Source organism: Bacillus sp. DX3.1 (assembly GCF_030292155.1).
GTDB lineage: Bacteria > Bacillota > Bacilli > Bacillales > Bacillaceae_G > Bacillus_A.
Window position 1 is genome coordinate 3,701,514 of the sequence record NZ_CP128153.1, and the last position, 12,312, is coordinate 3,713,825.

Below are 12,312 nucleotides of genomic sequence, written 5' to 3' on the forward strand. Positions count from 1 at the left end.
ATATCTCATACTATAACCATAAGCAGGAGCTTACTGCCTGTTTGAGCGGACTAAATAGTACACACGATATCACCTTACAAAAGCGAATGAAATGCATCGAGCCCATCCGAATAGCAAGCCCCTATTTATCTCCCATGATTTTTCAAAGCATGAAGATGAAGGGCTACAGCCCGTTAAAACGGGATAGATATGCATGTTTGAAATAAGGAAAGGAAGAAGCAATCATGCTGAAGAAGATGAAGAAAAAGTTAAAACAATATTTAAACGATTTAGTTCGTAAAAAGACAATCGCTTAAATCGTGCCCATTTCGGGCTTTTTCTTCATTCTCATTCGAAAAAACATGAAAATCATCACTGTTTGCTTTATAATAGGTAACAGATAATGCAAAACATAGAAAAAGAGAGGTTTTTCCAATGATTTTTAAAGTATTTTATCAACAAAAAATGAATGAAGTTCCTGTACGTGAAAATACAAAGGTACTATATTTAGAAGCTGAATCCGAAAAAGACGTTCGTACAAAATTACAAAAGTTCGCATATAATATCGAGTTTGTCCAATCTGTTACTGGCGCTCATCTTGAATACGAAAAACAAAATGCTGATTTAACATTAACGGAGATTGTATAATTTATGAAATTCCTAAAAAATGATCAAGCGGCTGTTTTCGCCCTTGGCGGACTGGGTGAAATCGGCAAAAATACATACGCTGTTCAATTTCAAGATGAAATTATTATAATTGATGCTGGAATTAAGTTTCCAGAAGACGAACTTCTAGGGATTGACTATGTTATCCCTGATTACACTTATTTTGTACGAAACGAAGATAAAATTAAAGGTCTATTCATTACACATGGTCACGAAGACCATATTGGTGGTATCCCTTATTTATTACGTCAAGTTAACATCCCGATTTACGGTGGGAAATTAGCAATTGGCTTACTAAAAAACAAATTAGAAGAACACGGATTACTTCGTAAAGCGAAACTTTACGAAATTCAAGAAGACGATGTAATTAAATTCAAAAAGACATCTGTTTCATTCTTCCGCACAACGCACAGTATTCCAGATTCGTACGGTGTTGTCGTAAAAACACCGCAAGGACAAATCGTTCATACAGGTGACTTTAAGTTTGACTTTACACCAGTTGGCGAACCAGCAGACTTAACGAAAATGGCGGAAATCGGTAAAGCCGGTGTTCTTTGTCTACTCTCTGATAGTACAAATAGTGAAGTACCAAACTTTACGATGTCTGAACGACGCGTTGGCGAAAGCATTCAAGATATTTTCCGCAAAGTTGAAGGTCGTATCATCTTCGCAACATTTGCGTCAAATATTCATCGTCTACAACAAGTTGTCGAAGCAGCTGTAGAAAATAATCGTAAAGTTGCCGTATTCGGTCGAAGCATGGAATCAGCAATTGAGATTGGTCAAAACCTTGGTTATATTCGTTGTCCAAAAGATACATTTGTGGAAGCGTCTCAACTGAATCGTATACCAGCAAATAAAATTGTTATTTTATGTACAGGTAGTCAAGGTGAACCAATGGCAGCACTTTCTCGCATCGCTAACGGTACACATCGCCAAATTCAAATCATTCCTGGTGATACAGTTGTATTCTCTTCTTCACCAATTCCAGGAAATACAGTCAGCGTAAGTCGCACAATTAATATGTTGTATCGTGCTGGTGCTGATGTCATCCATGGTAAGCTTTCAAATATTCATACAAGCGGACATGGCGGACAAGAAGAGCAGAAACTAATGCTACGTCTTATTAAACCTAAATACTTCATGCCAATTCACGGTGAATATCGTATGCAACGCATGCATTTAAAGCTGGCAAATGATTGTGGCATTCCTGAAGAAAATTGTTTTATTATGGACAATGGTGATGTTCTTGCCCTACGTGAAGATGAAGCAAATGTCGCTGGGAAAATTCCATCTGGTTCTGTTTATATTGATGGAAATGGTATCGGTGATATTGGTAATATCGTATTACGCGACCGTCGTATTCTTTCGGAAGAAGGACTCGTTATCGTGGTTGTAAGCATTGACATGAAAGAGTTTACGGTTGCAGCCGGACCTGACATTATCTCTCGTGGATTCGTTTATATGCGTGAGAGCAGCGATTTAATTAACGATGCACAATCATTAATTACAACTCATCTAGAAAAAGTAATGGAGCGAAAAACAACACAATGGTCTGAAATTAAAAATGAAATTACAGATACATTGGCACCATTCTTATACGAAAAAACGAAACGTCGTCCAATGATTTTACCAATCATTATGGAAATATAAGAAAAAGGACAATGCTCATGATGTTGAGCATTGTCCTTTTCTATATTAGGCTTCTTTATCCCGCTATTCGCGGGCAGTAATACCCCCTTCGAACAAGAAGCAAAGAAGTTAAGTACTGCCCGTAAAAGCCGATTGGTGAGGGCTAATAATCAGCGGAGAATGAAACCCCCACTGATTAAAGTTTTACTTTATCTCAAGAAGTGTTTAAAACGATCTACTTCATCATCATGACCAATTACGATTAAAATATCTCCGGATTGGATATTTTCTGTAGCACGAGGAGAAACAATTACTTCCTTCCCTCGTTTAATCGCTACAATGTTTAATCCAAACTTTGCACGAATATCTAATTCGATTAAAGAATGCCCATCAATCTTTTTATTTGCAATAATCTCCACAATACTATGTTCATCTGAAAGTTCTAAGTAATCTAATACGTTACTTGAAGCAATGTTATTTGCAATTCGTTTGCCCATATCCCTCTCAGGATGAACAATATGATCCGCCCCTATTTTAGTTAGCACTTTTTCATGATAATCATTTTGAGCTTTGACAGTAATATTCTTCACACCAAGTTCTTTTAAAATCAACGTCGTTAAAATACTCGCATTCAAATTATCACCAATTGCAACTACAACATGATCAAAGTTTCGAATTCCAAGACTTTTTAAAACCATTTCATCTGTTGAATCTGCAATGACTGCATGAGAAGCGATATTCGCAAATTCATTGATTTTATCTTCATCAAGATCAATTGCCATTACTTCCATACCTAATTGAGCCAATTCACGACAAATACTACCTCCAAAACGCCCAAGACCGATGACAGCAAATTCTTTCTCTTTCTCACTCACATGAATCCCTCCAATAACATCAAGTCCTATCTACTATCATTGTAGCATAGTTTATCCCGCTATTTGAGGGCAACAATACCCTCACCTCAAAGTTCTAGTTAGGTTGGGGATAAACTGCCTGTAAAAGCCCGATTCGTGAGGGCTAATGATTAGTGTGGGATGAAGAAACCCCTCACTGATCCAAGTTTCACTTTATATTTGCTACAAAGACTACCGATTCATACTTACTTTTGCTTTTGTATATAGAAATATTGTTGTAAATAAAAAGCAATGATACAAACAAGCATCCCAAAAATAAAGATGTTGCCGAACGAACTAAACGTTTGAAATACAAATAATAGTGTTTCTTGTCCAAAAAAGGCAAATAAGAGCTGTGTAAAAGCAAATAAGAGTGCCCATTTATAATGATGCTGATGAAATAAATAATGAGTTGCTCCCAAGAATGCACCAAAAGAAACTATAAAGATCCACCATATTTCCAAAAAGCTTTTCCAACCCACAAAATTATATCCGTTTACAACAAGCGCAATAATTGCAATGACCAGCATTGTCGGAACACTCCAGAATAGCGCTTGATTCCGAAAAAATTTAACTCCGTTTGTATCACCTTTTTCGCTTGCACAATACGTTAAAAAGGTTGTACTGATATACAGAACAGAAAAAATCGTTAACACAATGATTAGCCAAAAATGAAGCTGAAAATACTCATGTTCTATATTTGTAACAATAGCTGCTAACATACATGGCATAAGCATCCCTGTCCAGCCGTCAATTTTTCGCTCATTCCAAAATACAGCATTTCCAATCCGAATACCTAATAGCATAAAAATAATCGTACCGATTACAAATAAAGTTGTCTTATTTCCAACTAAGCTTGTGGAAAAAGCAATTAAACCAATAAATAAAAAAAGAACAAATCCATTCATAATTTCTAATACAGGGGATAAATAACCTTTCACCCACTTATATGTTTCTTCATACTCGCGTTTATTCGTTAGGCGATATGCATAAAAGCTTATCCCAAAATAAACCGCTGCAATAATAACATATGCATATAAAAAGAAACATAAAATTACACTGCCAATTTGCACCTTATTCCCCACCCTTTTTCTATGTATCACATTGATTTTACACATTTTCTATATAAAAAGTAAACCAAAACATATAGTGGAACTTACATTAGTGAGGTTATTTTCCTCATATGAATCGTTAATCTGACAAACAAGGCTACCTCCTAACTTTTCCTTCCTTCACACTCTCAAGAAAGACGATTACAGCACAAAAAGTAAGAGTATCTTTCTCAAAATAAAAACCTCCTAACAAAGAGGAGGTTTTTAACGAACTCTATAAAAGCCCCGCTTATGCCCATTCACTTTAAAGCGGGAAATTTTTTTACTTATTCATCTTCTTTTTTTGCTTCATCTAACACACGATTTACTCGTTTTGTTAGCATTTTCATGCCGCTTCCACCTGCTTGGAAATGACGAAGCATACCATTTTTATCAAATACATAATATGCTGGTACATATTCATTTTCAAATGCATTTGTAATCGCATGTTGATTATCCACTAAAATAGGCTGTATAATTTCGTGTTCTTTTGCGACTGCTTCTACTTGTTCTAGATCTAAATCTTCTTCTGAGCGTGGCATATGAACCGCCACAACATTTAATTCTTCTTTATATTCATCACGGAATTCATTAATACTTGGCATAGCCTCTTTACATAAGTGACAACTTACTGACCAAAAATGAATGAGTGTTGGCTTTTCACCAATTAGCGATTCTCGCACTACTTCTCCATTTAATATTGTTGTTGCACCGTCTAAAGAAGGCATTGGTTGACGTAATTTCATGATTTTCCCCCCTTACAGATGTAGAGAAAGGTCTAACAAAAATATTGTTAGACCTCCTGTTGTTTACATTAAGATTAAACGTTTAAAGTTGCTTCACCTGGTTTCCAGTTTGCTGGACAAAGTCCACCAGTTTGAAGAGCTTGAAGAACACGAATTACTTCATCAACTTCACGTCCGATGTTGTTGTGATGTACAACTTGGTACATTAATTCGCCTTCTGGGCTAATGATGAATAAACCGCGAAGTGCGATACCTTCTTCTTCAAGTAATACGCCGTAATCACGAGCTACTACATGGTTTGTATCAGCTGCTAATGGATATTTTAAATCACCTAAACCGTTTTTCGTACGGTCAGTATTAATCCAAGCTAAATGAGTGTGGATTGTATCAGTAGATACACCGATTACTTCTGCATCTAAATCTTCGAACTCATCGTAACGCTCAGAAAGTGCGATGATTTCTGTTGGACATACGAAAGTGAAGTCCATTGGATAGAAGAAAAGTACTGTCCACTTGTCTTGTTTCATAACTTCTTCAAGGCTTACTTTACCAAATTCTTTGTTTGGCATAACAGCGTCCATTTCAAAGCGTGGCGCTTGTTTTGCTACCATACGTTCTGCCATATGTATCAACCTCCGTAAATTTTTTTATCGTATATTGTCTACTCTTGTATTATATAAGAGAAATCAATTTTTAGTCAATGTTATTTGATAATTATTATAAAATAACTCGCTATCAACTTTTTCCTCCACCTACCATTATAAAGTATTGTTCTAGAATTACAAAAAAAATGCATTGTAAACAATAATTTTTCCTATGGAAAAGAGCAGGTATTATCCTCTGTTCCCTTTCCATTTTACATATTGATCTAAAAATGCAATTGTCTGTTCAATCGCTTCTTCGTTTGGTTGTAGTTTCGCATGATGTAAGCCATATTCAGAATCTACACCAAGCCAAAACATAAACCCTGGAATATCACGAAGCATGTATCCAAAGTCTTCTCCTGTCATCGCCTCAGTACATGTAATCAAGTTCATATCTGTTTGTTCCGCCGCAAATGACATAAATTCTCGCGTTAATACTTCATGATTATATACTTGATGGTACATCGCTCCGTAATCAATAAACGCTTCACATTGAAACGAAGCTTCAATTCCTTTAACAATCGCTTCAATACGACCTTTTACCCGTTTCATCGATTCAACTGATAATGTTCGAATCGTTCCTTCTAAGCGAGACTTTTCTGCAATAATATTTTGTACAGTTCCGCCCGTAATTTTACCAATTGTAATAACTCCACTATCCAACGGGTTCACATTACGACTAACAACGGATTGAAGCTGTGTGACAAGGTAACTTGCAGCAACAATCATATCATTCGCTGTATGCGGATATGCTGCGTGACCACCTTTTCCTTTCAAATCAATATATAATTCTGATGTATTTGCAAATAGCAATCCTTCTTTTGTTGCTATTGTTCCTACTGGATATTCGGGTGCAATATGAAGGCCCAAAATCATGTCAGGCTTCCATATCTTCAGCTCTTCACTTTCTAACATAGGTAGAGCGCCACCTGGCCCCTCTTCAGCCGGTTGAAAAATAAAGACAAGGTTATCATCTATCCTCTCCTTTACAGCAGCTGTTAAGAGTCCTAGACCGATTGTTGTATGCAAATCATGACCACACGCATGCATCATCCCTTCATGTATAGAAGAGAATTCATATCCTGTTTCCTCTGAAATCGGTAAGCCATCAATATCTGCACGATAACCGATTGTTTTCTCAGGATTTTTTCCATTTACTTTTACAATTACACCGGTTTTCCATGTTTTCACTTCGAGATATTCACTCGGAAGGGTATGGATATAACCTAAAATATATTGCTGCGTTTTCCATTCTTGAAACCCTAATTCCGGGATTTGATGCAACTCTCTACGCATTTTCACAAATTTACTGACTGTCATGTTTCCACCACCATTTACAAAAAAGCGTAAGAGCGAATTTGCCCTTACGCTTTCTGTTTTTATTTTTCTGGGTTTAATTGACGAAGCTCTTGTTTAATTTCTGTTTTTGCTTTTGTTTTTTCATCAATTTCTTTAATAACGCGTGCTGGTGTTCCTGCAACAACTGTGTATGGTGGCACGTCTTCTGTTACAACTGCACCCGCTGCAACAACTGCACCTTTACCTACTGTAACACCTTCTAAAACAACTACATTCGCACCAATTACAACATCATCTTCAACGATAACTGGTTTTGCAGAAGGTGGTTCGATAACACCTGCAAGGACAGCTCCAGCACCAACGTGACAGTTTTTACCTACTGTAGCACGTCCACCAAGTACCGCATTCATATCGATCATAGAACCTTCACCGATTACAGCACCAATGTTAATTGTTGCATTCATCATAATAACTGCATTGTCACCAATTTCAACATGGTCACGAATAATTGCACCTGGTTCAATACGTGCTGTAATACCTTTTAAGTCGAGCATTGGAATTGCAGAGTTACGACGATCATTTTCTACAACGTAATCTACAACGTGCTTTTTATTTTCTTCAAGAAGTGCCTTAATTTCAGACCATTCTCCAAATAATACACCTGATTTTTTATTTACAAAAGCTTGTACTGTTTCCGGGAATGTAACTTCTTTTAAATCCCCTTTTATGTATACCTTTACAGGAGTTTTCTTCTCACTTTTTTGAATAAACGAAATAATTTCGTTTGCATCCATCATTTTCATGCTTGTTGCCTCCTAAATCCATTTATAATGTTACTCTACCAAACGCAAGAGCTCCTCGCAAGACAATAATCTTATTTTTCGGCTTGAATTTCTTCGATAATTTCTAAAAATGCTTGCACTTGTTTTAGTTGCCTTGCTGATTCACTTGTCAATAACCACGTTTCGCGCGTCAATTGTACCGGTGTTTTATATGTCTTTTCTCTCACTTCTTTTAAAACAGTAGAAGGTAAAAGTGCATAACCAATCCCATTTAAAACAAGCTGCTTACATGTTTCAATTTGATCGACAACAATCGTTCGTTTTGGGGGATTAGAAAACAAACCATACCACCAATTTTGTATTTGTCCATAATATGTCGAATCACTTTTAAATTGAATGAATGGTTTATTTGTATCTTTTAACATAGAAATATCTTTAATCTCTGTATCCACTAAATATAGCTCATCTTCAAATAATTGCTGTTTATATCCTTTGTACTCTTGTGTCCCTCGCAAAATGGCTACATGGACATCCCCTTCATAAAAATGCTTTTGCACTTCACTACTCCAACCTGTAAATAGAGATATTTTTACGAATGGGTACTTTTGTACAAACCTCTTTAAAACAGGTGGTAACCAGTATTGACCAATAACAGAAGCGACAGCTAACTTTAAAGTACCGTATGTTTCCGTGTGAAATACCGCCAATTCACTCTTGATTGCTTCTTCCCTTTGCAGCATATCTTTCGCATAATTGGCTACTTTCTCTCCCTCAGGTGTAATTGTTAACCCTTTTTGCGAGCGAATAAAGAATTTCATTCCCCATTGTTTTTCCATTGATTGTAAGCGTTGACTTAACGCTGGCTGTGAAACAAACAGACGCTCCGCAGCTTTTCTCATATTGGATTCCTGTGCTAAAACAACCATCATTTGAAAATCATCAATTTGCAACTTTCTCCCTCTTTCCTCATCTCACATGTAACCATCTAACCTCAATATATATGTACTGTTCAAAAAAATGCGACATCTATGTTACCACTTTTAAGAACTCTTGATAAAGTGAAACTTTAATCAGTGGGGTGTTTTCCCCTTAACTGATCATTAGCCCGCAAATAGCGGGATAAATGGAATTTTTATTTACTTACAAATCCACTATAATTTTATCCATTACTGCTTTTTGCACCCTGTAAAGTGTCAAAGTCATTATGTGTTTTATTAAAACAAAGTTACATGATAAAAAAGCGACTTCACTTTTTCCCCTCGAAGTCGCTCACACTTCTTTAGCGATTATATTGTCGTACTTTTTTATTTAACAGTTTTAAAATCGCACGCCTTGTTAAAATGCCTTCAAAATACCCCTCATCGTTTTCCGCACAAATAAACGGATGATCAATTGTCATTTCTAGTGCTTTCGCAAATGAATCATCCAGTTGAAGACGCGGAATTTCATCCTTCATAACATGCTCGACTTTCATATCCTCCAGCTTTTCAAATTCAATGCGTTCTAATCCTAAAATCCCATCCAAAATCATCGCAGTGCTAACTAATCCATGTAACTTGTACATTGAATCCAAAACAGGAATCGCAGAATATCCAGACTTTACAAGAACAAGCAAAGCATGCTCTAAGCTATTTCCAATTTGAACATGTGCTACTTTTTCAGACGAAATTATTAAATCTTTTACAAGCACTTGTTGAAATTCTTCTTTTGGAATACTAATCATATTAAATCCCCCATTTTTATCCCTTTTTTCCTGCTTACATGGTTTCTGATATACATTTCATATTTTATCACTGCTTTTAATCCAAACCCGCTTTCAATCTGTTCCAATACGTCTAAAGGAGTAACAATCCATAAGAATCTTATTGTTTCGGCCAATCCTCTCCAGTATTGAAAGTTACACTTTATTTCCTACTTCTATTCACATCTTATGATAGCGTTTTCACTTTATTATTTTGTCTTCATTTTTTATATGAAAAAAATAACGATACTCAGTTATTTTACCATAGAAACAAAAAAAAAGACTACCTTTCTGGTAGCGCTTAGTACCCTTCATTTTTCAAACGATTAAATAATCTTGTCATTTGTTTATATTGGGAAATATCTACTCTTTTTAAACCCGTTTCAATATCCGTAATCTCAGCAGCAAGAATTTCACTAGCGTAATTTTGACCAAATAAAACGTCTAACAGTATATTTTGTTCTTCTTTTGTTAAACCAACTTCCCTTTTCATATGCCCCTCTCCTTATTCCCTTTTCCTTATTATTTATTATATAAAATATTTTCTTTATTTAATAGATGGAAAATTCAGTATTATTTTATTTCGTATAGCGATTTGCATAACTAAAAGCAGCATACGCATCTGGTTTAATTTTTGGCGTTAATCCCATCGCTCTCACCTTCATTGTCATATCCAAAATAAATTCTTTTGTTAATCCATCATTTCCGATATCTAAGTGAATTTCCATTACAAATCCAGCACCTTCATGACCATATGGATGTAGTAAATCCCATATCTGCCTTATATGATCTGGTGTAAACAAGCAAGCAATCTCTTGGCTAAACTGCGTTTCTAAATATATTTTTTCACGTAAAGTAGGTGGCTTTTTATGTATTGCTTTTTGTCGTAAACATCCCCACGCCCCTTTCCCAACACGATGAAGATGGATTGCTGTAATAAAGCGAGTATATTTTTGGTGCGCTTGTGAGTCTGTCCCGATAGATAGTCGATATAAATTGCGCGGATCTCTTTCAATAAAATTACAAATATGCGTAAAAACTCTTTCAAAATCCATATTCTGCTCGGATAGATTATAAAATCGGTGCTCTCCGTTCATACAGTCACGTCCCTTCAATTAGACAGACTTTTTGTATTCTCAATGTATGGGACAAAAGAGCAAATTATGACTTCATTATCCTTTATTCGTTTCTATATTTCGAATGTAATACTTGCATGATGGACATGTATAAATAACATTTTGGTTAGATTGAGCAGTTAATACATGTACAATTTCAGATGACGTATGACATTTCGGACAAACAACAATCGGTAATTTCTCCACTTTTCCACTTTCCTTTCTCCTTTTTATCTCGCTATTCGCGGGCAATAATACCCTCACTGATCAAAGTTTCACTTTCTACCAGTGTAGGAATAACAAAAAAATCTTATACATCTAATTCTCTAGCCTTTAAGTTGTAATTTTACTGCCTATAAAAAAAGAAGGTACCGCCCTAGCGGTACCTTCTTCGTATGTATCAAGAAATAATATCGTAAATCTCGATCGCAACCATGTCAATGTTATCAAATTGATACACTTGTGGTTTTTCACCTTGTTGATACACTTCCAACTCATACATATCACTTTTATCAAAATATTTTACGCTACATTTGCGTTCACCGTTCACTTCAAAATAGCGTTGTGCTACTTCACCGCTTTCAGCTTGTTCTTGTAGACTAACAAGACGAGTTAAAATTCCTTGGAGTAGAGACATGAAATCTCCCCTTTCTCTAATCTGCCTACCAATAGGTTTTACAGCTATACTCATTCTATCCGTCATAACAGAAAAAATGTTCCACACTCTAGGATAAAGGTTCTTGGCCAGAAACTCAACTAAAATTTGTCGAAAAAAGGTGTAAAACCCCGAAAGAAAATCTTTATCTTCCTTTATTCCGCATTAATAAGTAGTAAACCCCCACCTGAAGATTTAAACAAGTGTAAAAGATAGGTGGAGGATAAATCCGATGAATTGAACTTTATTGCAGTTTTTATAGCTGCAGAATATAATAAAAAGCAGAAATAGAGGAGGCTTTATGATGAAAAAAATAGAGGTTTATACACAGCCGGATTGTCCACCATGTGTAATTGTAAAAGAATTTTTAAAACATAATAACGTAACATTCGAAGAATTTGACGTAAAAAAAGACGCTGCCGCTCGCAACCGCCTTTTACATGATTATGACTCCTATTCAACACCCACTGTTGTCATTGATGGAGAAGTTGTTGCTGGTTTTCAAATTGAAAAGTTACAACAGCTATTAAACCTAGAATAGGAATAGGTGATTTTACACCTATTCCTATTCTTGCAATTCTTGTAATTTTTTCATTTCTGTCAAAAGTTGCTTATTTTCATGATAACCTGATAATTTCCACTTACCTGCCTCTTTTCGTAATATAATAATTTGATATTGCTCATTCTTCGCCCGTTCATATACGTATAAATTACCGTGTTCTTCGTCATATGCTAATTTTGTTTGAGAAGTAAAAGAAAAAGGAGCTTCTTTTGCAGGCAGTAAATATTCACCACTTTGTTTTACATCAAGGCTGTTTTCATCTGTAAAGACCTGAAGGAAATTATCTGTAAAATATGGTGATAGTGCATCAATCATTTTACTCATCGATAAATGTGTTCCACGAATTGAGAATTGTACTTCGTATCCTTTTTGAATTGTTGTAAATACTTCTTTTCGATCCACTTTTGTTTCTTCCTTACCAAGAACCGTTGTAACACTATATCCAACTAGAAAGGCAACACATAAAAATAGTACAAACCAAATTCCATATTTTTTCATTCTTTCACC

General features: G+C 35.6%; 16 protein-coding genes. 3 read left to right on the top strand and 13 right to left on the bottom strand.

Going from position 1 to position 12,312, the window contains the following annotated elements; all coding sequences use genetic code 11:
• The first annotated feature begins 414 nt into the window (after positions 1-414).
• Together QRE67_RS18385 and rnjA are read left to right on the top strand one after the other, a co-directional pair.
• Positions 415-627 (top strand): DNA-dependent RNA polymerase subunit epsilon, encoded by a 213-nt coding sequence (locus QRE67_RS18385; protein WP_286121664.1) that lies wholly within the window; start codon positions 415-417, stop codon positions 625-627.
• A 3-nt stretch (positions 628-630) separates the two neighbouring features.
• Positions 631-2,298, top strand: a complete 1,668-nt coding sequence (gene rnjA / locus QRE67_RS18390; RefSeq protein ID WP_286121665.1) for a ribonuclease J1 — start codon at positions 631-633, stop codon at positions 2,296-2,298.
• A gap of 188 nt (positions 2,299-2,486) precedes the next feature.
• Here rnjA and QRE67_RS18395 read toward each other — a convergent pair whose 3' ends face one another.
• From QRE67_RS18395 to QRE67_RS18450, 12 genes are all read right to left on the bottom strand, one after another.
• Positions 2,487-3,152 carry a potassium channel family protein gene (locus tag QRE67_RS18395; RefSeq protein ID WP_286121666.1) on the bottom strand — a complete coding sequence of 222 codons (666 nt, stop codon included), beginning with the start codon at positions 3,150-3,152 and terminating at the stop codon, positions 2,487-2,489.
• Between the two features lie 224 nt (positions 3,153-3,376).
• Positions 3,377-4,243 (bottom strand): cytochrome C oxidase assembly protein, encoded by an 867-nt coding sequence (locus QRE67_RS18400; protein WP_286121667.1) that lies wholly within the window; start codon positions 4,241-4,243, stop codon positions 3,377-3,379.
• A gap of 305 nt (positions 4,244-4,548) precedes the next feature.
• Positions 4,549-5,007, bottom strand: a complete 459-nt coding sequence (locus QRE67_RS18405) for a TlpA family protein disulfide reductase (protein ID WP_286121668.1) — start codon at positions 5,005-5,007, stop codon at positions 4,549-4,551.
• A 74-nt stretch (positions 5,008-5,081) separates the two neighbouring features.
• On the bottom strand, positions 5,082-5,630 hold the full coding sequence (locus QRE67_RS18410) for a peroxiredoxin (protein ID WP_286121669.1): 549 nt from the start codon (positions 5,628-5,630) through the stop codon (positions 5,082-5,084).
• 210 nt (positions 5,631-5,840) lie between these two features.
• Positions 5,841-6,971, bottom strand: coding sequence for an N-acetyldiaminopimelate deacetylase (locus QRE67_RS18415; protein WP_286121670.1), 1,131 nt, complete (start codon positions 6,969-6,971; stop codon positions 5,841-5,843).
• Positions 6,972-7,030: 59 nt separating this feature from the next.
• The gene (dapD, locus tag QRE67_RS18420) at positions 7,031-7,753 is read right to left on the bottom strand and encodes a 2,3,4,5-tetrahydropyridine-2,6-dicarboxylate N-acetyltransferase (RefSeq protein ID WP_286121671.1); all 723 of its coding nucleotides are present in this window, start codon (positions 7,751-7,753) and stop codon (positions 7,031-7,033) included.
• Between the two features lie 71 nt (positions 7,754-7,824).
• A complete protein-coding gene (gene ccpC, locus QRE67_RS18425) occupies positions 7,825-8,682 on the bottom strand; it encodes a transcriptional regulator CcpC (protein ID WP_483298687.1) in 858 nt (285 codons plus the stop codon).
• Between the two features lie 329 nt (positions 8,683-9,011).
• Entirely contained in the window at positions 9,012-9,455 is a 444-nt protein-coding gene (gene cbpB, locus QRE67_RS18430) for a cyclic-di-AMP-binding protein CbpB (RefSeq protein ID WP_286121672.1), read from the bottom strand.
• 319 nt (positions 9,456-9,774) lie between these two features.
• On the bottom strand, positions 9,775-9,966 hold the full coding sequence (abbA, locus tag QRE67_RS18435; protein WP_286121673.1) for an antirepressor AbbA: 192 nt from the start codon (positions 9,964-9,966) through the stop codon (positions 9,775-9,777).
• 85 nt (positions 9,967-10,051) lie between these two features.
• The gene (locus QRE67_RS18440; RefSeq protein WP_286121674.1) at positions 10,052-10,570 is read right to left on the bottom strand and encodes a ribonuclease H-like YkuK family protein; all 519 of its coding nucleotides are present in this window, start codon (positions 10,568-10,570) and stop codon (positions 10,052-10,054) included.
• A gap of 75 nt (positions 10,571-10,645) precedes the next feature.
• Entirely contained in the window at positions 10,646-10,795 is a 150-nt protein-coding gene (locus QRE67_RS18445) for a hypothetical protein (RefSeq protein ID WP_286121675.1), read from the bottom strand.
• A gap of 193 nt (positions 10,796-10,988) precedes the next feature.
• Positions 10,989-11,225, bottom strand: coding sequence for a YkuJ family protein (locus tag QRE67_RS18450; protein WP_286121676.1), 237 nt, complete (start codon positions 11,223-11,225; stop codon positions 10,989-10,991).
• 322 nt (positions 11,226-11,547) lie between these two features.
• Between QRE67_RS18450 and QRE67_RS18455 the strand changes: the two genes are divergently transcribed.
• Positions 11,548-11,784, top strand: coding sequence for a glutaredoxin family protein (locus QRE67_RS18455; RefSeq protein ID WP_286125319.1), 237 nt, complete (start codon positions 11,548-11,550; stop codon positions 11,782-11,784).
• 24 nt (positions 11,785-11,808) lie between these two features.
• Here the strand turns inward: QRE67_RS18455 and QRE67_RS18460 are convergent, their stop codons facing one another.
• Positions 11,809-12,303, bottom strand: coding sequence for a DUF3993 domain-containing protein (locus tag QRE67_RS18460; protein ID WP_286121677.1), 495 nt, complete (start codon positions 12,301-12,303; stop codon positions 11,809-11,811).
• Positions 12,304-12,312 lie beyond the last annotated feature (9 nt).